The sequence below is a fragment of the Nesterenkonia marinintestina genome, from assembly GCF_025420485.1.
In the GTDB taxonomy this organism is placed as follows: domain Bacteria; phylum Actinomycetota; class Actinomycetes; order Actinomycetales; family Micrococcaceae; genus Nesterenkonia; species Nesterenkonia marinintestina.
On record NZ_JAOEFD010000001.1, the window covers coordinates 476,904 to 500,596 of the forward strand.

16 protein-coding genes are annotated in these 23,693 nt (G+C 66.7%); all 16 read left to right on the forward strand.

The genetic code is table 11. The features are described from left to right. Positions 1-332 precede the first annotated feature (332 nt). The 16 genes from N7E59_RS02130 (at position 333) to N7E59_RS02205 (ending at position 23,654) form a co-directional block, all read left to right on the forward strand. The gene (locus N7E59_RS02130) at positions 333-1,169 is read left to right on the forward strand and encodes a sigma factor (protein ID WP_261623248.1); all 837 of its coding nucleotides are present in this window, start codon (positions 333-335) and stop codon (positions 1,167-1,169) included. A 23-nt stretch (positions 1,170-1,192) separates the two neighbouring features. Next, complete coding sequence (locus N7E59_RS02135) at positions 1,193-1,426, forward strand: hypothetical protein (protein ID WP_261623249.1); 234 nt, start codon at positions 1,193-1,195, stop codon at positions 1,424-1,426. 54 nt (positions 1,427-1,480) lie between these two features. Beyond that, on the forward strand, positions 1,481-1,804 hold the full coding sequence (locus N7E59_RS02140) for a hypothetical protein (protein ID WP_261623250.1): 324 nt from the start codon (positions 1,481-1,483) through the stop codon (positions 1,802-1,804). A 201-nt stretch (positions 1,805-2,005) separates the two neighbouring features. Continuing rightward, positions 2,006-2,761: a hypothetical protein gene (locus N7E59_RS02145; protein ID WP_261623251.1), complete on the forward strand. Its 756-nt coding sequence runs from the start codon at positions 2,006-2,008 to the stop codon at positions 2,759-2,761. 127 nt (positions 2,762-2,888) lie between these two features. Continuing rightward, positions 2,889-3,299 (forward strand): hypothetical protein, encoded by a 411-nt coding sequence (locus N7E59_RS02150; protein WP_261623252.1) that lies wholly within the window; start codon positions 2,889-2,891, stop codon positions 3,297-3,299. A 118-nt stretch (positions 3,300-3,417) separates the two neighbouring features. Then, positions 3,418-5,166, forward strand: a complete 1,749-nt coding sequence (locus N7E59_RS02155; protein ID WP_261623253.1) for a hypothetical protein — start codon at positions 3,418-3,420, stop codon at positions 5,164-5,166. Next, positions 5,163-6,836, forward strand: coding sequence for an SCO6880 family protein (locus N7E59_RS02160; RefSeq protein ID WP_261623254.1), 1,674 nt, complete (start codon positions 5,163-5,165; stop codon positions 6,834-6,836). Before N7E59_RS02155 ends, N7E59_RS02160 begins: the two co-directional genes overlap by 4 nt. Then, complete coding sequence (locus tag N7E59_RS02165) at positions 6,836-8,482, forward strand: helicase HerA domain-containing protein (protein WP_261623255.1); 1,647 nt, start codon at positions 6,836-6,838, stop codon at positions 8,480-8,482. The genes N7E59_RS02160 and N7E59_RS02165 overlap by 1 nt, the downstream gene beginning before the upstream one ends. Further along, positions 8,479-10,512 (forward strand): type IV secretory system conjugative DNA transfer family protein, encoded by a 2,034-nt coding sequence (locus tag N7E59_RS02170; RefSeq protein WP_261623256.1) that lies wholly within the window; start codon positions 8,479-8,481, stop codon positions 10,510-10,512. The genes N7E59_RS02165 and N7E59_RS02170 overlap by 4 nt, the downstream gene beginning before the upstream one ends. Positions 10,513-10,530: 18 nt before the next feature. Further along, entirely contained in the window at positions 10,531-10,989 is a 459-nt protein-coding gene (locus tag N7E59_RS02175) for a hypothetical protein (RefSeq protein WP_261623257.1), read from the forward strand. A 473-nt stretch (positions 10,990-11,462) separates the two neighbouring features. Continuing rightward, on the forward strand, positions 11,463-12,506 hold the full coding sequence (locus N7E59_RS02180) for a hypothetical protein (RefSeq protein WP_261623258.1): 1,044 nt from the start codon (positions 11,463-11,465) through the stop codon (positions 12,504-12,506). 374 nt (positions 12,507-12,880) lie between these two features. Further along, the gene (locus N7E59_RS02185; protein WP_261623259.1) at positions 12,881-13,507 is read left to right on the forward strand and encodes a single-stranded DNA-binding protein; all 627 of its coding nucleotides are present in this window, start codon (positions 12,881-12,883) and stop codon (positions 13,505-13,507) included. A gap of 69 nt (positions 13,508-13,576) precedes the next feature. Then, positions 13,577-14,638 (forward strand): hypothetical protein, encoded by a 1,062-nt coding sequence (locus N7E59_RS02190; protein ID WP_261623260.1) that lies wholly within the window; start codon positions 13,577-13,579, stop codon positions 14,636-14,638. A 255-nt stretch (positions 14,639-14,893) separates the two neighbouring features. Next, positions 14,894-16,132: a hypothetical protein gene (locus N7E59_RS02195; protein ID WP_261623261.1), complete on the forward strand. Its 1,239-nt coding sequence runs from the start codon at positions 14,894-14,896 to the stop codon at positions 16,130-16,132. A 221-nt stretch (positions 16,133-16,353) separates the two neighbouring features. Beyond that, positions 16,354-17,031: a hypothetical protein gene (locus N7E59_RS02200; protein WP_261623262.1), complete on the forward strand. Its 678-nt coding sequence runs from the start codon at positions 16,354-16,356 to the stop codon at positions 17,029-17,031. A gap of 179 nt (positions 17,032-17,210) precedes the next feature. Then, a complete protein-coding gene (locus N7E59_RS02205; RefSeq protein WP_261623263.1) occupies positions 17,211-23,654 on the forward strand; it encodes a DEAD/DEAH box helicase family protein in 6,444 nt (2,147 codons plus the stop codon). Positions 23,655-23,693 lie beyond the last annotated feature (39 nt).

Sequence of the window (23,693 nt, forward strand, 5' to 3'; positions counted from 1 at the left end):
CGGTGCTGGTGGCAGCGGGACTCACGGTGGGGCTGAGAGCGGGGCTGGGCCGCTTGCTGCGCCGGCACGGAGGGTCCCGGCCGGAGTCCTGGAGGTGGAGTCAGAGGGCCTGCCCGGGCCACCAGGCGCAGAGGTGCGGCAGTGGAGTCCGTGAGGACGTCGACGCCGGGAGGAGGACCTAGCAGCGGGTCGGGTGTGAGTGGCACCGGGGGCCGAGCAGAGACGACGAGTCCGACGAGGACGAGGGAGATAAGCAGATGGCTTCACAACAGCAGCAGAACCAGCAGGGACCAGACCATAGCGGTGGGGGGAATCTGCCGGATGGTGGGGCGGTGTTCACTCCTGAGGAGCTCCAGCAGGCGGTGGCCACGGCCACCGTCCAGGTGATCGCTCCCCGGTTGGCGCAGCCACGATTGCGGGCGTGGCGTGAGGACGTGGCCCAGGAGGTGGCGATCGCGGTGTGGGAGGCCCGTGACCGGTTCGACCCGGAGCGGGGGACCCTGCAGCGGTGGGTAAACGCTGTAGCGGCGAATAAGGCGGTGGACATGGTGCGGTCCCTGGGCCGAGAGGCGCTGCTCAGCGACGACGGCGCGGAGGGCCGGTCCCCGGCAGAGAAGCTGGAAGCCGCGACCGCGGAGAGCCCTCACCAGCGGGTCGAGGTTGATCGTGCGGTGGTGCTCGCTGAGCAGCTGGCGATCAAGGAGTGGCTGGATCCGGTGATGGCGGTGTGCGAGCAGGTTATGGAGAAGAGCGCCTACCTGCACGCGTATCTGACCCACTACCGGTGGGACGGCTGCGTGGCGGAGGCCGCCAGGCACATGCCCACCTCGGATAACCAGCTACGGGAGTACAAACGCCAGCTCGAGCTGCACGTCCAGGTGGTTGATCGGGCTATGCGGGCCGCCCGGGCGGGCAAACCGGCGTCGTTCGCGGTGCTGCGTGACTGTCTGCCCGGTGAGGACACTTCGGGCCGGTGGACCCGACAGGTGGCCGACGCGTTGGCCGCATGGCCCGGACGAGCCGAGGATATGACGGTGGAGTATCTGGCCGAGGCCACCGGGTGGGAGATCAATACCGCACGGCAGCGGCGACCCAAGGTGCTTCAGCTGCTGCGGGTCGCAGCGACCGTGATCACCCGGTATGACGAGCTGACCGGTGGTAAGGACTAACGGGAAGGACCCTCATGCGTTCGATGGATACGAACAAGTTGGCGACGGTGACCGTGTGGTTAGGAGTACTCGGAGCTATTGCCTGGTTCCTGGTGCCCGACCTGGGGTATATGGCGGTGCGGTGGGGCGGGCAGGCCGAGCAGGCCTCGATCATCGCCGGCTTCGGCCAACTCTCCCGACTGATCGGGATGGTGCTCATCGGAGCCACCATCTACGGGATGGTGCAACTGGCCCGTCGGCGCGGTGGCACCGCGTGATCCGGGGACGCGATTGGCTCGGGTGCGGCCGAGGGCAGGGACGGAGGAACACTGATGCGTGAGCACGAGAACGACAGTCCAGGCGAGGTGCCGGGACAGGATCGAGACGGCGAATGGGTCTACCGCCGGAAGGGGGTGCTGCGCCGGGCCGGTGGGCGGGTGGCCCGATTCCGAGACCAGTGGGTGGAGGACTCGGCCCCGACGGATGAATCGGTGGAGGCCCAGTTCGCGGACAGACCGACCACGGGCCTGTCGGGGTGGCAGCGTGAGCAGTTCTGGCCGTGGGCGAAGACCCCGGCGGGACGGGTCGTGCTGGCTGTGGTCGCAGTGGTCGCAGTAGTGGTGTGGATGGTGATGCTGGGGAGCATCATCTCCTGAGCCCACAACAGCGCCTGAACTGACAAGGGGGGCGGGTCGATTCCGCCTCGGTGGAGCCCGGGTGCCTGCGAGTCCAGCTGGACTGGTGGTCAGGGCCCGGGCTTCGTCGTGCCCGCGCCTGTGGGGTGAGCACTGACATACAGAACCCCACGGGAGGGCGAAAGCCACCAAGGATGCGAGGGCATTGGGGACGAGGCGGCGATGACCGGGAAGGAGACGGCGATGCTGGACGACATCAACAACTCGATCTTCGGCAATGCGTCAGGACTGGGGCTCATCGCTGGATGGGCCTTGGCGCTGGGGGCAGTGTTTCTCACCATCTGGGCGGCGATCTCTGTCTGCCGGTGGGTCTACGGGAAGCTCTCCCGAACCTCTGACGAGCAGACCAAAGGGCTGCGGGGAGCGGTGCTCTCGTTCATCGGTGCGGCCGTACTGGGCACCATCGCCGGCGGAATCGCTTGGTCCTCATCCGGGGGAAACCAGACCGATGGCCTGGCGGCGCTGATGCCGGAGAGCGCTCGACCAGGGGAGGTCACCATCGAACGGGATTCTCCCACGGTGGCCTGCGATGCAGCGGTCACCTGGGAGGCCGACACCCGGACGATGAGCGCACAGCCCACCAGTGAGGCCAATACCGAGGGCTGGCAGATCCTCGACAGCCTCGGCATTGAGCCGGCGGTGCGCGAGACCACCGACAACATCCCCTACGAGTACACCGATATCAAGGAGATCACCTGGATCCCGGACTCCGAGAGCGGTGACGAACGGGACTGCTCGCCAGAGAACACCACCGCGGTGGAGGAGACCACTATCGAGGTCGACATCTACGAAGCGACCGGCCGATTCACCATGGGCACGAGCTTCACCTACGAGTACACCGCCAACGGAGAACTCGTCGACGACGAGACAGAGGAGGAATCCGATGATGAGTCCGACGAGGACTCGGATGAGGACTGAGGCGGCACGGCAGGTGACTGCGCCGTAAGAGTTCCCGCTCTGCGGGGTTGCAGACCCAACCTGTGGGACGGGGAGAGGAAGAGGTGCCACCGGGAGCCGGTGGAACACAGAGCGAAGGAGAAAGAGCATGTTCTCGCACATCACGACACCGGCGACCGTGGTCGCGGACGGTATTCAGGAATCTGACCTGCCCTCAGCGGACTTCGACGCCCCGTGGATGGAAGCATTCACCGGCGTTGGTGGATGGCTGATCGCCACGGCCATCGTCCTGCTGGTCATCGCGATCGGCCTGGGCGTCGTCTGGTGGGTCTTCGGGAAGTTCTCGAAGACCGGAGGGGCGCAGGAGGCCGGCCTGTCGATTGTGGCGATCTCCTTCGTGGCCGCGTTCATCATCGGTATCGCTGCCACCGCGATCATCTACATGACCGAGATCGGCCCCGAGTGGATGACCTTCGACTCCGAGAGCGTGGGCGAGGCTTCCGTGCAGATCGAGGACCAGCCCGCTGAGCAGCCCGAGGGTGTGGATCGGCTGAGCTGACCCATACCGAGGACACGCCGCGCAACGTGCGCGGCGACCGGTGGCGGGTTGCGGGCGTGTCGCAGGAAGACCACGCAAGGACACGAGCTACACGAGAGGCTGCTGAGGAGGGTGAGGAATGCCGTTTGATGACTGGTTGGAGAAGCTCGCTGAGCTGGTGAACTCCAGCATCGAGGCATTCGCTTTCGCCGCCTGGAGCTTCATCGAGGACGCGTTCAGCGCGGGGTCGCTGACCGGCGGCGAGGGGTCGTGGTGGATCGCGGTGGTCGGTGGAGAGATCACGACGGTCTCCGATGGTGAGGTCGTGGGCACGGTGACCCACCCAGGGATGATCAACGTCGTGGTCATGGCCATGATCCCAGTGCTGATGATCTTCGTGGTGCTGCAGGTCGTGCTCTCTGCGATCCGCGGATCGACGGCCGGGATGATCCGGGCGTTCGGGATGGGCGTGTTCTCTCCGCTGCTGGTCTACGTGGTGGCCGGGCTGATCTTCACACTCATCCACGCGATGGACCTGCTCACCACAGGGATCCTCAACGCCGGCTCTGATACCAACGATGGGGTCATCGCCGTGTTGCACCTGTTCGGTCTCTCTTGGGACGAGACCGGGGAAAACACCCGCGATGGTGAGGCCGGGGTGGTGTTGGACGAGAACTACGTCCAGTGGGAGATGGCCACGATCACCGATGATCCGGGCCGGGCGCTGTTCCCTTGGCTGGTGGCTCTGGGGATGCTGATCTGCGGGTTCCTGCTGATGCTGATGATGGTGCTGCGCCTGGTCATCATTCTGGTGCTGGCAGTCTTCACTCCGGTCCCGATCTTCGCCCTGACCTGGGAGGGATCGAAGTCCATCCTGGCCCGGTGGGGCTCAGTGCTGGCCGCACTACTCATCGCCAAACCGGCGGCGGCGGTGATCGTGCGCATGGCCGCAGTGATGACCACCGCCGCTTCTGAGTGGTTCCAGATGGTGGTGGGGTTCGTTCTGCTGATCTTCGCCGCCGCGGCCCCCCTGTTCATGCTCGGACTCATCTCGTTCATGACGGGTGGTGCCAGCGACGCCGTGGAGCGCACGGCGATGGCCTCGGCCGCCGGCGGACAGCGGTCGGTGACCCGGCAGGGCAAGGCCCTTGCCGGACGGGCCGGTCGAGCAGGGGGCAAGGCCCTGCGAGGGGCCGGCCGCGCTGCGGGTCTCGGCGGCAGGCCTGGCCGCGGGGGTTCCGGGTCCGGTGGCGGGTCCGCTGAGGGGGGTCCGGTCGGCCCGCAGCCCGTGCGGTCGATGGGCAACACCGGTGGAGGGCTGCGTCAGCACGGCGTCGGCGGTCCCGAAAAGGCCACCACTGCCGGTCAGGGAACCCGCCCGGCGGTGACGCGGACCGGAACCGGCGGCGCGGGGAATTCCGGCGGCGGCGCAGGAGCGTCACAGCCCCGTGGTGGATCTGGTGGCAGCGGGTCCGGCCGATCCAGTCACGGCTCGCGGCCTGGGTCCTCGGTGCCCTCAGGGCACGCCTCAGGGCACGCCTCTGGGCAGTCGACGGGCCAGAGTGCCGGTCAGGCGTCTGGGCGCGGCGCGGGGCAGGGGCCGAAACCGACCAGCCCACCGGCCAGTCGCGGCGGTGGGTCCCGTGGAGCAGCCCAGGCAGGGAGATCGCCGGCTGGGAAGTCACAGGCACAGTCGCAGCGGCCCACCCGATCGGGCGGCTCAGGTGCCCGTCCGGCCTCGGGATCGCAGCCCGGCACGGACTCTGGTGGAGAGTCTCAGGCCGCGGACCGCAAGGCTAAAGCGCGGGCGAAGAGTCAGCGGCAGGGTCGGGGCCAGGGTCGGCGGAGAGGCCCGGGAAGAGCGGATGGAAAGGGTAACCAGGTATGAGTCAGAGTGTGATGGCCTCGGAGTTCGACGCCACCCGGTATCCCAGGGAGAAGACCCCCGGTGCTCTGATGGGTCTGTGGTGGTGTCAGGTGTTCTTCAACCTAGGGGTGCTGGGGGCCGTGGTGGTCGTGTTCCTGGTGGTGCCCTTCCCGCTGAGTCCAATCCTCGGGATCGGTCTGCTCGTACTCGGGTGGGCCTACGGATCGATCAAGATCTTCAGCCGCCCATTGTTGGTATGGACGGCCCAGCTGATCCGGTTCCGCATCCGGGGCAGGAAAGGCCAACTACAGTACCGGCGGAAACTGCCCACCGTGGAGATGCTGTTGGAGGACGAGTCCGAGCAAACGCTCACCGCTGAGCCCGGAGGGGCCCCTGAGGCCACAGTGGGAGAGGAAGACCTCGACGTCGACGTCGAGGATGAGATCAACCCGTGGCGGGATAAGTACGGCCGGATCAAGCCGGGCCCTGGGCACCGGTTCGGACTGCCTGGAGAAGCAAACGAGCTGATCGGGTATGAGCTTCCCGAAGGGATCGCGTTCATCTTCGACCCGATCCGCAAGGAGGGCATCGTCTGCGCCCAGCTGCAGACCTCCAAAGCATTTGACTTGGAGTCCTTCGAGAACATGGAGGCCCGCACCAAGGGGTTCCGGGCCGCGCAACGAGCGATCGCGGAGATGCCCGGGGTGGTGCGGTGGCAGCTCTCGGATCAGACGACCCTGGTGTCGGGGGCGAAGGTCGAGAACTACTTCGACGAACACCGGATGGAGGCCCCGCTGGTCGAAGACGAGGCCACCGGGGAGATGGTGCCCTACTCGGGGCCGCAGATCAACGCGTTCTTGGACGCCTCATTCCGAAACCTGATGAGTCAGGCCCAGGGGATGCCGATCCATGAGCTGTGGATGACGGTGGTGTTCTCCGCCACCGAGCTCCAAGACCGGATCGAGTCCTCCTACGGGGGGCTGCGCGGGTTCATGGAAGTGTGCCTGGGCACGATGGTGAACCTGGACTCGGTGATGCCCTCGGCGGGTGTCACCGTTTCGGGGTGGCACACTCTGCGCACCCTGGCGGCGTTGTCTCGGTCTGCGTTCGACCCGGAAGCCACTCTGATGATCAGTGAGCGCACCGGGGATCGCACCGGTGTCCGTCCGGAGGAGGCTGGGCCGATGGCGTTGGATGCCGGTCCCTCCTATGTGGAGTCCGATGGGGTGCTGCACCGGACCTACGCGGTCTCGGAGTGGCCCCAGGAGCAGGCGCAGTTGGGGTTCTTGGAGTCGATGATCTTCGCCGGGGAGTTCCGGCACACCGTCACCGTGGTGTGTAAGCCCCGGGAGAAGCGGGCCGCGCTGCGGGGTACCCAGGGGGAGAAAGCCGACTGGGAGGCTTCGGAGTCGACCCGGCAGAAACTCAAACGCCCGGATTCGCTGGAGCACCGCCGCCAGATCGAGGACATCAACCAGAACGAGACGGAGCTGGTGCGAGGCAATGCGGCGTTGAAGCAGGGGGCCTTGATCACGGTTTCGGGCAAAGACGTCCAGGAGTTGGAGGCCAACTCCAGTGACCTGCTGTCCAAGGCGGCCGAGGCCAACTGTGAGCTGCGGCTGCTGTGGTTCGAACAAGACAACGGATTCGTGGCGGCGGCGCTGCCGTTCGCTCAGGTGGTGATCGACTGATGGACAGTTCGCACTGGGTAGTCAAGGACCTGCAGCGGTTGCTGCACAAGTCACTGACCAAGGGGCCTCGCCGAGAGCAGCGCAGCTTCGAGGTCCATTCCCGGGACCGGAGGTCACGGCGGGTGGCGGCGAAGCAGCGCAAGGCCCTCTTCGATGCGCTCGAGCAGAAGACCAAGGATGTCGAAGCGGCCTCTGAGAAGCTGCCCGCCCGGAAGTGGGGGTCCGGTGGTGAGGTCCGGGCGCGGTCGGGGCACGGGATGAGCTGCCTGCACCTTCGGGGCACCTCGACCACCACCCACACTGCGGCCACGTCGTTCCCGTTCGTCTCCGGCCCGTCGCTGGGATGGGAAGGGGTGCTGATCGGTCGGGACATGAACGGCGGCGGGCCGCTGGTGTTCGACCCGTGGGTGCTGTATCAGAAGGGCGTCATCAGTGCGATGTCGATGATGCTCTTTGGACAGGTCGGGATGGGCAAGTCCTCGTTGGCCAAGTCGTTGGCCATCCGTCTGGTGCTGCGTGGCCGGAAACTGGCCGTGGCCTCGGACATCAAGGGCGAATGGACACCGATCGTCCAGGGTCTCGGTGGCGCGGTCATCCTCATCGGTCCCGGGGTGGAGAACGCCATGAATCCCCTGGATCCCGGGGTTCGTCCTTCTCGGACACGCAATGGGGCTCCGATGACTGATTATAAGTGGGACATGGTTGTCCGGTCCCGCCGGTTGGACATACTGGCCAACCTGGTCAAAGTCATCGATGGACAGGACCCCACATCTGCCCAGCATTTTGTCCTGGCCAAAGCGTTGGACACCGCTGTCCAGCGAGCGAAAGACGAGGGTGACCGGCCACCGCTGATCCCCGATGTCCAGGACGCGCTGTCCGATCTGCACGACCAGGAGTCCGACCCGCTGCGCAACGAGGCGGCGAACACTCTGACCATGACCATGGCCCGGATGACCGAGGGTGACCTGGTCGGGATGTTCGATCGGGAGACCACGGTGGACTTCGCCGGGGACGCCCCGGCGGTGTCGATCGACACCTCAGCGGCCCAGGAGTCCAGCCCCCTGGCGCTGCGGATCATCAAGACCTGCACCCACGCGTGGATGGAGGCGATGATCACCCACGCCGATGGGGGCAAGCGGCTGGTCGTCTACGAAGAGGGCTGGTCGGACATGTCCCATGAGGCGGAGATGTCGCGGCTGGTGGAGCGGTTCAAGCTCGCCCGGGCCTACGGGATCTTCAACCTGGTCATCATGCACAAGGTCTCGGACCTGGACATGTCCGGACAGCAGGGGTCTCGGATGGTGGCCATGGCCAGGTCGTTGCTGGCCGACTCTGACGTGAAAGTCATCTATAAGCAGGACCAGTCCACCCTGAAAGTCACCGCCGATGATATGGCGCTCTCGGAGCGTGAACGGGACCTGCTGACCAGCCTGGAGGCCGGGCAGGGGCTCTGGCGGATCGGGTCGGGGACCTACGAGGTCTACAACGAGCTCTCGGCCGCGGAGATCCCGCTGCTGAACACCGACTCCCGCATCGAGGACCGGGGAGCTGCGGGCGAACGCCTCGACGAGGAGACCTTGTTGCGGGACTACGTGGCCACCGAGTCACAGCCGGGGTCGCAGTCGGGAATGGAAGGTGCGGCATGAAGTCGGATTCAGGGACTGAGAAGCTGGCCCTCGCAGGGTTGGCCCTGGTGGGGCTCTACGTGGTGTTCATCGGGTTCGGGATGCTGTTGAACCGGATCTGGTGCTCCGGGTGGGCTCTGCCTGATCACCCGTTCTCGCCTGTCACCGGGCTCTCGCAGGGCTCGATGTCGGGGTTCGGAGCCCCCGGCGGGTGTGCGGCACCGGTGGCCGCGTTGGGTGTCGGGGCGGTGCTGCTGGTCGTAGCCGCCGGTGCTCTGGTGGTCGGTGGGTTGATCTCTTGGCGCAAGTACACCCAGTCGGATCGGTACCTGCTCAACGACGTCTCCGCCCGGGATGGTATCGCCAAGCGCCCGGAGATCAAGGCGTGGGTGGGTGCGGCCACGGCCAAACGCAACGTGCGGACGCTGCGCCCGCAGCTGGTCGCGGAGAAGGGCAAGCGGAAGGTCAAGCCCGAAGACGCGTCGTTCCCGTTGGGCCGGTCCAAGGGGGTCCAGTGTTTCGAGTCGATGGAGGAATCCTCGCTGCTGCTGGGGCCGCCCCGGTCGGGGAAAGGCCGCAATGTGATTGTGGGGAAGATCATCGATGCCCCCGGTGCGGTGATTACCACCTCCTCGCGGGCGGATAACTACGCGATGACTCGTGACCTGCGCGCCGCCGGTGGACGCCCGGTGGCCCTATTCGACCCTCAGGGGCTCACCGGGGTGGCCTCGACCCTGAAATGGTCTCCGATCACTGGATGTGAGAACCCCTCGAACGCCAACGCGCGTGCCTCTTCGCTGGTCGGAGCGGCCGGGTTGGATGAGAACTCGTCCAACGCCGAATGGGCGGGCCCGGCGGTCACGGTGATGGAGTGCCTGCTCCACGCCGCGGCCCTGGGGGGTCACAGTGTCGATGAGTTGATGCTGTGGGGGTCCTCCCCGGCGGCGGCGAAGACAGCGGTGAAAGTCCTGGAGGAACACCCGGAATCTGCCCCCGGCTGGGCTGAGGCGTTGGCCGGGATCATCCGCGAGGACCCGAAGATGCGGGCCAATAAATGGTTCGGTGCCGCGAACTCGGTCAAGGGACTGGCCGTGCCCAACGTGCGGGCATCGATGAAACCCACCAGTGTGGAAGAGACCTTCGACATCGACCGGTTCATCAAAGAGTCCGGGACCCTCTACATCATCGGCACCCGCACCGGCGGGTCCTCGGCCGGGCCGTTTCTGATCGCGATGATGGACGCGATCACCCAACGGGCCCGAGAGATCGCGGTCCAATCGGAGGGGAACAGGCTCGACCCGCCCCTGGCCCTGATCCTGGATGAGATCGCCAACATCGCCTCGGCGTGGCCGGCGCTGGAGCAGCTGATGTCCGACGGTGGCGGGGTCGGGATCGCCCCGACGGCGGTGTTCCAGTCGATCGGGCAGATCCAGTCCCGCTGGTCCCACGAGGCCGCCCGGGTGCTGTGGGAAGCGGCCACGGTGAAGCTGCAGCTCGGCGGTGCCTCCGACATCGAGCACCTGCGCACCATGGAAGACCTCATGGACACTCGAGAAGTGACCCGCACCTCGACATCACGGCAGTCGGAGGGGTCCTCAGTCTCCGAGCAGACCATCGACAAGCCGGTGCTCTCGAAAGCGGAGATTCGCCGATTCCCGTTCGGCTGGGGGCTGCTGTTCTTCCGGAAACAGCGGCCCATCGTCATCGAGCTGCGCGACTACAAATCCCGCAAGGACGCCGATGAGATCTCGGAGTCGAAGAAGAACTACGCCACCGAGATCGGGGTCAGAGCCGAGGCGTTTACCAAAGAGGCCGACTTCGACGGCGCCTTCGACTCGGCGGTCCAGCAGGTCGCAGACCGGGCAGCCCGGGAGTCCGCAGGCTACGCCCGCTCCGCCCAAGCTACCGTGGATCAGCTCGCCGCGGCCGGCCCCTCAGACCCCGCGGCAGAGTCCACGGTCAGCGACCCGACCGCCGAGCCGACCTCCGAGCGGGCTGAGAACCGGGCTAGTGACCGGGCCGGCGAGCCGGCTCCGATCGAGTACGGATGAATCGGAGGGTGAGCAGCCATGTCACGTGCCTCACTGACCCGGACCGGGTCACCGGCGTATCAGGGATATCTGCGGTCCCAGCAGTGGGGCTTCCGCCGGGTCCGGTGGTTCCGTGACCGGCGAGCCGAAGGCTTCGAGCCGGCCTGCCAGGTCTGTGACCGCACTCTGACTGACCTGGGGTCGCTGGATCTGCACCACACCAGCTACGAGGGTGTGGGCTGGGACGAAGACACCCAGAAATGGTGGGCCGAGGAAGCAGACGAGGAGCTGATGCCCATGTGCCGAGACCACCACGGCAGGCTCCACGACCGACTCGACCGGCGGGGCGACTTCTACGGGTGGTCCAGACACCGGGCCTCGATCGTGATCGCCGCCCAGATGCGCCGCGAGTACTTCACTCACCACCCCGTGACCCCCAGAGACGACGAAGACAACGCCAGAAATGATGAGCAGAGAGGCGGAGCGGCCGATGAGTGATGACCATGCAACACGAACGGAAACCACCGAGGCAACCACCCGGGAGAGCGCGACGGAGGCCGCGGGCCCGACTGTGCCTGCTGAACCGACGGACCAGCTTCGCCGGCCATTGGCCGCCCTGTTCTGTCAGTCGTGTCAGCGGATGACTGAGGTGCAGTTCCACTGCACCGACCACGACGTCGACGCAGTCGATCAGTGCCGAATGTCTCAGGGGGCTGGCACGTGGCTGTGCGCGGCCTGCCATCACGGGGTCCACGAGTACATGGCAGCGAACCCTGAGCCGGGCCGGGCGGCTACCTCCCTGTTGCACATGACCGAGAGGGTGGCCCGGATCGTGACTTCGACACCGCGGCCCTACCGACGTGCCAGCAAGTCTGCGGCAGAACAATAGACCGCCCGGGCCACCCTGGCCACACGGGCCGCAGAGGCGATACGGGCAGAGACCAGCCACTACCGAATGGAGGGCGGAGGCGATGAAAGAGCCGATCGAGTTCACCCCCTGGGGGGCCGATTCCTCCCAGCAGATCGACCCCGACACCGGAGAAATGCGAGACACCGACCTAGACGGCGCTAGCGGTGAGCAGGCGGGGATGAGCCTGCCGAGTCTGACCAGTAGTCCGGAGGCCGGGTCGCCCGAGGCAGAGGAGAACAGTGGCGAGGAGGGTGAGGATGGAGGCCAGTGGGGGGCTGATCTGCCCGGGTTGGCCGATCTTCCGGACTTGGCCGATGTGTCCGGCCGAGACGGGGAGGGCGAGTCGGTGCAGAGTCCCCGACCGGATGCGTCGTTGACCACGCTGCGCCGATATCGGCACGAGGACTTAGAGGCCGAGATGGAGGCTGAGGCCGACCCCGAGTGGCTGGGGCGGCGGTGGCGAGAGCTGGAGAGCACCGAGACTCAGCACGCCCTGGTCGGGCTGCGGCGGTGGGTTGACTGGCTGGTGTGTGAGCACAGTCTGAACTCTGCGATCGTCCCGGCCTGCTGGTTCCGGCATCCGGCGATCGTCGCGGAGCTGTACGCGGCGATGAATATGGAGCACAAGGCGTGGGCCGAAGGGGAACCGACCGTGCAGCCGATGATGATGTGGCTGCCCCACCTGGAACAGATGAAAGTGCGCCTGCGGGAGCTGGTCGCAGAGCTGGCCGGCTGCGCTGACGGCACACACGTCGAAGAAGAGCGACAGGTGCGGGTCTACAACGAAGACCTGTGGCGGGCCACGGTCTATACCTACCGGGAGAGCCAGCACTTCACCCGCCCGGCCGGGGAGGATGAGCTGCGCTTCGTCAAGGCGACAGCATTCAGCGCCGCTCGCGAAGAGATCGGGGCGACCGGTATCAAGGCTCTGCGTCCCCGGGTCGGAGCGCACCAGCCCAGCACAGAGCTGAGGATGGAGAAGACGACCGGGGTCGCTGACTCAGAGCTGATCTTGACCATCTCGGGGACCGAGGACGTCGACCACGTCGTGTGGGAAGAGGCCGAGAGCCCCGAGGGGCCGTGGCGACATGTCACCACCGACTAAGACCCCCACCAGGCAGATCACGGTGGTCATGGACCGGGTGGGGCCGGATTTCAGCCGGGGGCAGATCGGCGCTGGTAGGAGCGCGCACCTGCACCCTTATCTCCGGTCCCACCCCCTTTCGTGGCCAGAGCTTGAGTGGCCAGGAGCGCGGGCGGTGGTGTGTCGAGCTGCCGAAGTCGGCCCTGCGGCTGTGCGCGGCGGGCACACGAGCACCCTGCTTTGACGGTGTTTCGAATATTGGGGCCCAAATGTATGTCACCGGGTCGGGGTAGCGGGGGTGGCGAACACCTGGCAGGTGTACGGCACCGGATCGTGCACCGGCTTCGCCGGCTCCGGAGACGGGGTCGTGGCAGAGACAGCAGAGGTGAGCAGTCATGAAGCAAAACCTGGGGCAGAACACCATCACCGGCAATCTGGTGGCCGATCCTCAGTGGTCACGTCATGGGAAGGTCGTGGAGTTCACGTTGGCGGAGAACTCGCGATACCAGGACCGGGACACACAGGAGTGGAAGGACGGACCGACCACGTATCACGACGTGAAGGTCCGCAACGAGCAGCTGGCCGCCCACTGTGTGGAGTCGTTGCGCAAGGGCCAGCGGGCCACGGCCACCGGTGGTCACCAGGTCGAGGCATACATCAATCCCAAAGATGGGTCCCCGCGGCTGGGGAACACCCTGTGGGCCACCGACGTCGCCGGCTCCCTGCGATTCGATGCTCGGCCGGCGGTGGCCGCGACAGCGCAGACCGTGGGCGCGGATGTGCACCACGGCCCTGAGGCGAGTCATCAGCAGGCCGGACCCTCAGCCTCGGATGTCCCGGCCCACGACCAATCTCCAGCACCGTCCCGAGCGTCGTCGGCGGAACCGAGCGCCGGAGAGTATCCGCCGGCACCGCGCTCCCAGACCGCGGGCGATCCGGCCCAGTGGCAGCAGCTGGCCAATGACACGGCCAACCGGCTCCGAGGCCCCGAGCAGGGATCGGCGTCCGGGCCCGGCTTCTGAGTACCCTCCCGCGCCAGTTCAGCGGCGCAGGGAGCCTCCGCGGGATAGGGACAACACGAGAGGACAGCGATGTTCGACGACGAGGCCTACCAGGACCCCGAGTACGACGTGACGGACCGGGAGATCATGGCCGTCAGTGAAATCCGTCAGATGGGTCCCAGGATCGAAGAAATGATCGAGCGGGTCGAGGAGCTCAAGCGCCGGTATCTCTCCGGCGGCATCGAACCCCACAGAGTGCAAGCCGCAGACGAGGGACTCTCACAGATGAAGACCGCGGCCGAGCGGGTCGCGGACATCACCGGGTTCGATGCCGAGTCCCGGGACGGTCAGGGGCCGGTGACCATCAAGCGTCGGTGGTGGCGGGACCCTGCCGCGGCGCTGTCTGTCGAGGCCGATGAGCACAGCACGCGTGATGCCGAGACGTTGATCGAGCAGTGTGACCAGGTCGCGGACCTGGAGGCCAAGCAGTGGTCGACGGGAGGCCCGTCGACGGTGCTGCGGGAATCAATCCACGCGTGGGACTACCAAGGTGGAGATGTCATCGATCTGAAGGATCAGCTGGACGGCGGCGACCGACGCATCCCCGCCGATGTGATGGCGGCGTATCGACGAGTCGAGGCCGCCCGCCCGGACCTTGATGTGTACCTAGAGCCCGAGCCGGTGCTCATCCCCGATGAGGAGAGCAGCCAGAAGCAACTGGCGGAGCAGGCCTCTTGGTCGGTGGTCGCTGACCACCCCGAGAGCAGAGAGACCGCACGGTTGGACTTCCTCACCATGAACCAAGACCGCGAGATCCACGGGGTGCACATGGTCTCCGGGACTGTGAAACCTGATGCGCCCTGGCGCAGCTGGTCACCGGAGCACGACATCGAGGCTGACCGTGAGCTGCAGGTCAGCGGGGTGGTCTACCGGTCGTCTCCCGACGGGCACCAAGCGATCGAAGACACGTTTCTCGATCGGGCCCGGGCAATGCGCCCGGTTTCTGAGGACGCGGAGGTGACACAGGCCGGTTTCGACACTCACTTCCAGGCGCATGAGACACGGGTCTCCGGTGTCGAGGAACAGTTGGAGCTGGATCGGATGCAGCCGAACACACCGGGCCGGGGCACCTCCGGTCCGGAGTTGACGTGAGCCCGGACAGGAAGATGAGGACAGATGTTCCACGGTGAGAACAGGCCTCCTGATGCCGAGCAGCTCGGGCTCAGAACGCTTCAGATCAGGATGCAGACACGCCGGGATGCGCTGGTGTACGACCTGACTGAACACGGTCCGGGTCGACCCTTAGATGAGGGAAAGGTCCGCCAGGTGGTCGCAGACCAAGCTGTCGATGCCGAGCGCGCGTCGGGGTTGCTCTTTGAGACCCGGGAAGCGATCGAATCCACGGCCATGGATCACTACGCACGCACACTGCGACGGGCCGTGGCCCATGGGCGAGAAGCGGTGCATTGGCAGGGCCACGTCACGCAGCTGCAGGAGACCCTGGACACCGAGCAGCTGCTGAAGCTCCAAGACCACGAGTCAGTGGACCTGGCCCAGAGAAGTTCTCTCGAAGCGATCGTGCAGGCATGGGACCCGGAGGCTCCGCCCCAAGAGACGATCGCCGCGTGCGGTACATGGAGGCGGCTGAAGACCGAGTTCGACTATGCGGCCACCCCGATCGAGATCGCCGGGGACAGTGTGGATGGCTATGACCGGGCCGCTCCGATCAGAGACGCGGTGATGGAAGTGATGACCGATCAGCAGCGCAATGAACACATGATCAACGAACTGCGGTGGAAGGACCGGATCCGGCAGGGCGACGCCACCGCCCTGGATGACCGGGCGATGCTGGCCTGGCGGGACGGGGCGGCACCGATGGTCGACGCCGCCGCTTTCGCACCGCCACGAGAAAGGGAGACCACGATGGACCCGGACCGGATGGCCCACCAACTGAGGATCACCTTCCCCGGAGAAGAGCCCCGGGAATTCGCCCACGCCACTGAGGCCATGGACTACGTCGCCCAGCGCAGCTGGAACAAATCGTCGTCCAGGTTCGGTCCGCAGCCGACAGAGATCGCGTGGGCAACCCCTGCTGAGGTGAGACACCCCGAGCTGGCAGGAGCCAATGGGGACCGGTCCCAGCTACCTAAGGTCGTCGACGGCGACGAGCAGATCAGCCACAACCCGGTTCAGGGGTTGGCCCTGCAGCTGCAGGACTACCGCCGACGCCACGAGATTCAGGGAGCGATCATCGTGGAGTCCCCGGTAAATGCCGACGCGCGGTGGAGTGATCGGATGGAGATCACCGGCGGGGCCGGCAGACTCGTCGGTGAGGACGATGGAGTCGAGCTCATCGAGGCCGACCTGTTCGACAGCTCCGACGGGCCCGCACGATGGATCGCGATCGCGGAGGCCTTCGGCTCCCCCGAGGACCTGCGGGCTCTGCATGCCAACCGGGTCGAAGCCGCGGAGGAGAGCCTGGTTCGGGCACGGACCGCCTACGCGGCACACGCCGCCTCAACGTCACCACAGGCGGCCGGGACCTCATCGAGTGATGTGGAGCAGATCGCGGCCCAGCAGTCACTGGACCAGTCGATTTATGGGCACGGCCCGCAGGCCGGGGGGCAAGGCCCAGAGATGGATTGACCCTGCACCGCAGACCGATGCCCTGCCCATCCCCCGCCGGTCCGATCACCACTTGACGGATCGCCGGGGGGTGTGGAGTTATGTAAAGGAGAAGTTCGTGGCCAGAGCACAGTCGAATGATTCCAGCGAGCAGATGAGCCTGTTCACCCTGGGAGATGATGGAATCGTCGTCAGCCCCGAGGTTCTCCGAGATGAGGGAGAGAGTCATGAGCCGAACAACAGTGGAAGAGAGCAGACAGGGCCTGTTCCGGCTGATCAATTCGCGGACGGGTCTGACCGTGGGAGGCAGTTCGCGAGACCTGGACGTTCCGCTGACGACGTTCAAGCCGCGGACAGAGGCGGTGCTGTCGGATCAGAGCCTGACGGTGGAGAATCTGCTGGCGATCGTGGAGTGGGAGAACGACCCGAACAGCTGGCAGTACCCGGAGCAGGTGCCGGGCGGGATGCTGGTGTGGGAGTACGAGCTACCGATGGACGAGCAGTACGACGAACTGTTCGGTCGGACACCGGGGGCGGAGGACTCTCCGAATCCGGCGGAGCGGCCGGTGGAGACGATCGTGGAGTGGACCCTGGGGCTGCTGTCCCTGGCCCAGAGGCCGGCGACCGGGCTGTTCCCGAAGCTGGCCAAGTCCCGGGTGGTGACGTTCCTGAACCTGGAGGCCCCGGAGATGGACGAGCGGCAGGTGTCGATCGACTGGATCCGGGCCCAGCCGCGGCCGGTCCAGGAGGAGGCCCTGCAGCGGGGCTTTTCGATGATGTACGAGGTCCAGGACTGGATGATCGGCCAGGGGCTGACTCCGCTGTCCGGGGAGGACCCGAGGATGCCGGACCTGCTGAGGCTGACGATGCAGCGGGATCGGCTGATCGCGGAGCAGAGGGCGACGGCAGCCAGCGGCTAAGTGGCACCGCGGTCACCTATGACCGCGTCGCCTACCCCGCCCCAGCGCCTGGTGGGCCGGAACACCGGGTCGAGCTAAACCTCGATGCCCTGGAGGTGCTGCGCACCCTCGAAGAGCAAGGACGATATGCCACTGCCGACGAGCAGCAGCGCCTGGCGGGGTGGACTTCGTGGGGCGCAGTGCCCCACATCTTCGATGAGGCCGACGCCCGGCTAACCGAGCAGCGGATCCGGCTGCGGGAGGTTCTGTCGGATTCCGAGTGGGAGTCCGCGAAACGGACCACCCTGAATGCCCACTACACGGCCCCGGGCATCACCTCCGCGGTGTGGGATGCCCTCGGTGAGGCCGGGTTCAGCCAGGGGCGTGTGCTGGAGCCCGGCTCCGGTGCGGGCACGTTCATCGGCTCGGCCCCCGAGGGCGCGCAGATGGTCGGCGTCGAGCTGGACGAGACCACGGCCCGCATCTCGGCCGCACTGTACCCGCAGGCCCAGATCCACGCCCAAGGGTTCGAGGACACCCGTTTCCCCGAGGATTCGTTCGAGGCGGTGGTCGGTAACGTCCCCTTCGGGTCGTTCTCGGTGCATGACCGCCGGCACAACCCCAATGGGCACTCGATCCATAACCACTTCATCATCAAGTCCCTGCGCCACACCGCCCCGGGCGGGTACGTCGCGGTGATCTCCTCGGCCTACACGCTGGGGTCCCGGGGGTCGAAGGCCCGTGATGAGATGTCACGCTACGGCGATCTGGTAGGCGCGGTCCGGTTGCCCCAAGGCACGCACTCGGCCACCGCGGGCACCGACGTGTCCACCGACGTGCTGGTCTTCCGTCGACGGGACCCGGATCGGCCCATGGATCTGGAGCGGGTGCGCCGGTGGGTCGAGGCCGGCACTACGACTGTCGGGGTCGATGGCGAGTCGGTCGAGGTGGACTGGCCCGGCTACTTCGAGGACCACCCGGACCATGTCATCGGGTCGGTGGTCGGACGCACCGACCCGTATGGCAACCTCCAGGCCACGGTGGTCCGGGAGGGGCTCAGCGTCGATGACATCACCGCACAGCTGCAGGAGAGGCTGAGCAGCATCATCTCCGAGACGGAGCTGGCGTATGAGCCCAAGGCCCCGGCGGGGACTGCGGCGGACCACTCCCCCGGGCTGCACACCGCCCAAACCGCGGAGGCCCGGGTCGGGCATGTGCGCATGGTCACCGAGTCAGGAAAGAAGCGCCTGGAACGCTACGGGCCGGACTACACCTGGCAGCCAGTTAAACCCCAAGGGGTGAGAATGGCCGAGGCGTCGGCCCTGCTGGAGCTGCGCGACCTGGCCCGGGCGACTGTCGCCGCCCAGGCCGAGGGCAGATCGGAGGACGCGGTCGCGCTGCGTCAGAGGCTCACCACCGCTTACCAGCGGTACTACCAGACTCACTACACCGAGCAGAAGCGGGAAGAACGGCTCTACGGGGTCAACCGGCGGGTGGATAAGTACCGACAGCCCTCCCAATCTCAGCAGGCCGAGCAGGTCCGCGAAGCGATCGCCCAGTGGCGGCAGGACAACAACGTCGATGACACCCTGGAGCCCCCCACCGAGGTGCGGGAACAGGTCGCCGAGGAAGCTGCCGCAGAGATCTACGTCGGAACCGAACAGCGGCACCTCAAATTCCTCCAGGGTGACCCGGACTTGGGGTTGCTCCTCTCGATCGAGCACTACGACCCTGATACCGGGACGGCGGTGCCGGCGGCGATCCAGCAGCGCGACATCGTGGGGCGGTCGGCGCGGACCGCGACGGCGGCCACGGTCCAGGACGCGGTGGCGGTGTCGATGGAAGAGTCCCGGCGGGTGGACCCTGCCCGGGTGTCGCAGCTGCTCGACGTCGATGAGGCCACCGCCCTCGAGCAGCTGCGAGGACACGCGTTCACCGACCCGGCCACCGGGGTGATGACTTCGGCCCCGCAGTATCTGGCGGGCAACGTGCGCCGGAAGCTGGAGGCCGCTCGTGCCGCGGCCGCGGAGGACCGCGAAACCTACGGGGACAACGTGGCGGCGTTGGAGGAGGTCGTGCCGGCGGAGATCGACTTAGCCGATGTGCGGGTGGCCCCCGGGGCCCGGTGGGTGCCCGAGCGGTTGCACGTCCAGTTCGCCCGGGAGTTGTTCGAGGTCCAGGACTTGGAGGTCTACCGGAACCGGTCGGCTTCGGGAGAGTCGATCGCGGGGCAGGACAAGTGGCATGTCCGGTCCCCGGCGGGCGGCTACCCGGACCATGTGCGGTTCGACTACGGGCTGCCCAAGTATCGGCGGACTCCGCACCAGATCTTGGAGCTGGCGATGAACAACTCACCGGTGCGGTTCACGAGGGAGAACGAGGACCGCAAGCGTGTGGTCGATGAGGCCGCCACCCAGGCCGGACGAGAGCGGGTGGAGAAGATCCGTACCCGGTTCGCCCAGTGGGTGGTGTCCGACCCGGGGCGCAAGGCCGAGCTGCAGGACCGGTACAACGAGCTGTTCAACTCCGTGGTCCCTGCTGACTACACCGCGGCGGGTCATTCGTTGACGTTGCCCGGGCTGGCCGCGGATCGGGAGCCGTACTCCTATCAGCGCTCGGCGGTGGCCCGGGCGATCTCTGAGCCTTCGACCCTGCTGGACCACGTGGTCGGGGCGGGGAAGACCGGGACGATGGTGATGACGGCGATGGAGATGCGCCGCACGGGCCAGGCGAATAAGCCGGCCCTGGTCGTACCGAATCACCTGGTAGATCAGATCGCCACCGAGTTCCGCCAGTGGTACCCGACCGCGAATGTGATGGCCATCCCTACGGGGTTGACCAAACCGCAGAAAGCCACGTGGATCGCGCAGGCCGCCGGCGGGGATTGGGACTGTGTGGTGGTCGGGCAGACCACCTTCGAGGCGATCCCCATCGACCCGGCGCGGCGTCAGCAGTGGCTGGAACAAGAGATCCGCGAGGCGGAGGACTACGCCCGCGGTGTCGCAGAAGATAAAGGTGGGGGTTCCGCGCATGTCAAGCAGGCCCAGCAGGCTGCCCAACGGTTGCGCAAGCAGTTCCGTGAGGACGAGGGGCGGACCTTCGATGGGCTGAGCTTCGAGCAGACCGGGATCGACTTCCTGCTGGTCGATGAGGCCCATCACTATAAGAACCTGGCTCGGCAGGCCGAACTGGCCGAGCTGTCGCACTCGGGGTCCAAGAGGGCCCGGGACCTGGACCAGAAGCTGCGCACCCTGCGGGAGTTCAAGCTCAGCGACGCTGAACAGGCAGGGATCGACACCGAGGACTACGTGCCCTCCGTGGCGGTGTTCGCGACCGGCACCCCGGTGGCGAACTCGATGTCTGAGCTGTGGGTGATGCAGCGATACCTGCGGCCAGATCTGCTAGAGGACACCGGGCTGAGCACCGTGGATGCGTGGGCGACCCAGTTCACCGAGCTGGAGACCAAGATGCAGCTCTCAGTGACCGGGCAAGGATACGAGCCCCGGACCAAGGTAGGCCGATACATCAACACCCCCGAGTTGGCGGAGATGAACCGGGTGTTCACCGACCGGGTCACCCCCGGAGACCTGGAGGTGCCCATTCCCGTCGTCGCCGGGGGCGAACGACGTCTGCTGGTGCGCGAGCCCACCGAGCAGGTCGCCCGGTACACCGATGACATGCTCGATCGGGTCGAAGCGATCCGCAGAGGGATTGACCCGCGGGTGGACAACATGCTCAAACTCTCCTCCGATGCCCGGAAAGTGGCTCTGGACCCACGCATGGTGGGCCTCGACGCCGACGTCGACGGGGGCAAACTCTTCGACGTGGCCGATCAGATCGAGCGGATCTACACCGCCACCGCGCAGTCGCAGTACCGCAGCAGCACCGGGGAGCCCAGCAGCGTCCCCGGTGGGCTGCAGATCGTGTTCTGCGACCAAGGCACCCCCGGCTCCACCGACCTCGATGTCTACCAGGCGTTGAAAGACGAGCTGGCCGGCCGGGGAATTCCGACCGAGAAGGTCGCTTTCATCCATGACGCCGAGACGGACGCGGCCCGCGGCGATCTGTTCCGGGCCTGCCGTGAAGGCCAAGTCTCGGTGCTGATCGGTTCCACCCAGAAGATGGGCACCGGGGCGAACATCCAGACCCGGGCGGTGGCCCTGCATCACCTCGATGTGCCCTGGCGTCCGGCGGACCTGGAACAGCGGGAGGGCAGGATCCTGCGTCAGGGCAACCAGAACAGCGAGGTCGAGCTGTTGGCCTACGGGACCGAGAAGACTTTCGACGTCCGCTCCTGGGACATCGTGGCGCATAAGGCGAAGTTCATCTCCCAGTGGAAGTCGGGGATGGTCACCGACCGGGAGATGGCCGACCCGATCCCCGGTCTGGAGTTCTCCGCCTCGGAGGCGGCCGCCGTCCTCACCGGGGACCCGCGGATCCAGCAGCGCGAAGACCTGCAGCTGAAGATCCGTGAGCTGAAGACCCTGGAAGAGGCGCACCAGCAGAACCGGGCGCAGATGCGCCGCGAGCAGGCGATGCTGGAGCACCAGATCGACTACCAGGCCACGACCCTGCCCCAGCTGCAAGCCCTGGCCGCCCAGGTCAGACCGACCGAGGGTGAGGGATTCTCCATGACCACCGCGCAAGGCACCCGGCTCACCGAGCGGGCCGATGCCGGCGAGCACCTGGTGGGACTGATCAAGGCCGAAGCGTTCCGCCGGGACGCCGGGGACTTCCTCGACGGCACCGACCCTCAGCCGGCGGGGCGACTGGGAGGAGTGGACCTGGTCGTGCGCCGGCAGGCCTCGAAGGTCCAAATCGGTACCGGGGTCACCGGGGTCTACACCCAGGTGGGGGTCTCCGAGGTCCACGCCGGGAAGGTCACGGCCCGGGGGATCATCAGCCGGGCGGAGAATCTGGTGGCCGGGCTCGAAGAACGCGCCCACCGGATGGAGACCGAGCTGGGTGACGCCCGTGACCGGGTGGGCGCCTTCTCAGGGGCAGGTGACACTCAGTTCGAGCGCGGGGCCGAGCTCGCCTCCGCTGAAGCCGAGTTCATCCGCCTGGACGCGGAGATCAACGGGATCGACCTCGAAGAGGGAAACACCGCCGATACCAGCCCAGTCACCGGAGATGCGCTGCGACGGATCCACGATGTGGAGGGCAAGTTGCGCATCCGTGAGGTCGGCGGACTCCGTGAGGGCGACCTGGTGAAGGACGGGCCCGAGTTCTCGAAGGTCGCAGTCGTGGCCGACGACGAAGAACCTACCGGGGTCAGGAGGTATCTCTACGACCCAGACGAGCACGAGTCCCGGCCCAGCGACGAGGAACTCTCCGACGTGGACAACGGATTCCGCCCGGTGTTTGGGTGGGATGACACCGAGCTGGTGTCCCGCGAATACGAGCAGCTCACCGACTGGGAGCGTGCGATGGAAGCGTTCGACCCCTCCGAGGAAGTCATCGAACGGCACCCGTTCCGGGTCAACCGTTGGCCGGCCGGGACGAGGCTGACTCTCCGCGGGGTCGACGACTCGGCCCCGGTCACCGGGTACATCAGCGACACCGCCAGCACCCGGGGAGGCTGGGAGGGGCTGGCCGTCGATGCCGAGGGTGAACCCCTGACCGTGCGGGAGGACTATCTTCCCGGGCCGATCATCGTCCACGATGTGGGCGAGCAGATCGGGGAACGAGAGCGCGCCGCCGCCGCGCGGGCAGCCGAGGTGGAGAAGCTGCGCACGGTCGATGACTTCCTGCCCGGGGAGGTCCTGGAGGACGAGGTCCCCGAGTTCGGCCAGGCCGGCGACGTGGTGGCCCTGACCGGTCCGCGTCAGGCCCGTGTGGCCATCGACCCCGCGACCGGGGAGCAACGCCAGGGCAGACCGTGGATGGCCAAGGCCGCTGAGTACAAGTCCTCTGAGGCGAAGATGCTCAGTGCAGCGCAGCGGCAGAAGCTCTACGGCACCACTGAGGCGATCGCCACGCAGGTGGGCGACCTGCGCCCCGGGGATGTGGTCGAGGCCCACCAGGTCCACACCAAGGGCCCCCGTGGCCAACGCGTCCAGGTCACCCGGGTCATGAGCAACGGTGCGAGCGATTCTGCCCAGTCGAGCATCCGATACCGGGGACTCGACGGCTCCCACGGGGACACGGGCACCAAGCGCAACGGATCGGCCGTGGAGGTTCATGAGCGACTGGAAGGTGCATTGAACCCCCTCGAGCGGGCGGCCCTGGTGTGGGCAGACCACGAGCAGAGACCGCTCCGTGAGCTGAACGACGCCGATTGCGGCACCTACGTGGTGGCCCTCTCCCCCACCAGCGGCCCCGTGTTGGGCAAGCTCACCGAGGTCGAGCAGATCAACGAGACCACGACACGGATCGAGGTCGCCGTCGGAGAGGGTCAACGCGAACACCTCACCTCACAAGAGGCCACTGTGCTCACCGTCAACCCGGAACAGCCTCTCGACGTGGCAGAGCTGTATCGACCCTCCCCTGCGCTCAAGGCCGCCGCCGCTCCGCAGGGTGAGACCGCGGACGCGGTCGATGAGCCTCGACTCACAGACCCGGCTCCGGACGTGGTGGAGCAGTACCAGCAGATGCAACCGACCATGGGAGCCCCCCGCGCCGGCGGACCGGACCTGGGGTGACGAACCCCTGGGAGTGGTGAGTCGACCGAAGCTGTCTCT

What these genes read in the sequence shown, in the direction of transcription:
- N7E59_RS02135 (WP_261623249.1), top strand. Translation starts at nt 1,193, where the DNA reads ATGGATACGAACAAGTTGGCGACGGTGACCGTGTGGTTAGGAGTACTC.
- N7E59_RS02140 (WP_261623250.1), top strand. Translation starts at nt 1,481, where the DNA reads ATGCGTGAGCACGAGAACGACAGTCCAGGCGAGGTGCCGGGACAGGAT.
- N7E59_RS02145 (WP_261623251.1), top strand. Translation starts at nt 2,006, where the DNA reads ATGACCGGGAAGGAGACGGCGATGCTGGACGACATCAACAACTCGATC.
- N7E59_RS02150 (WP_261623252.1), top strand. Translation starts at nt 2,889, where the DNA reads ATGTTCTCGCACATCACGACACCGGCGACCGTGGTCGCGGACGGTATT.
- N7E59_RS02155 (WP_261623253.1), top strand. Translation starts at nt 3,418, where the DNA reads ATGCCGTTTGATGACTGGTTGGAGAAGCTCGCTGAGCTGGTGAACTCC.
- N7E59_RS02160 (WP_261623254.1), top strand. Translation starts at nt 5,163, where the DNA reads ATGAGTCAGAGTGTGATGGCCTCGGAGTTCGACGCCACCCGGTATCCC.
- N7E59_RS02165 (WP_261623255.1), top strand. Translation starts at nt 6,836, where the DNA reads ATGGACAGTTCGCACTGGGTAGTCAAGGACCTGCAGCGGTTGCTGCAC.
- N7E59_RS02170 (WP_261623256.1), top strand. Translation starts at nt 8,479, where the DNA reads ATGAAGTCGGATTCAGGGACTGAGAAGCTGGCCCTCGCAGGGTTGGCC.
- N7E59_RS02175 (WP_261623257.1), top strand. Translation starts at nt 10,531, where the DNA reads ATGTCACGTGCCTCACTGACCCGGACCGGGTCACCGGCGTATCAGGGA.
- N7E59_RS02180 (WP_261623258.1), top strand. Translation starts at nt 11,463, where the DNA reads ATGAAAGAGCCGATCGAGTTCACCCCCTGGGGGGCCGATTCCTCCCAG.
- N7E59_RS02185 (WP_261623259.1), top strand. Translation starts at nt 12,881, where the DNA reads ATGAAGCAAAACCTGGGGCAGAACACCATCACCGGCAATCTGGTGGCC.
- N7E59_RS02190 (WP_261623260.1), top strand. Translation starts at nt 13,577, where the DNA reads ATGTTCGACGACGAGGCCTACCAGGACCCCGAGTACGACGTGACGGAC.
- N7E59_RS02195 (WP_261623261.1), top strand. Translation starts at nt 14,894, where the DNA reads ATGGATCACTACGCACGCACACTGCGACGGGCCGTGGCCCATGGGCGA.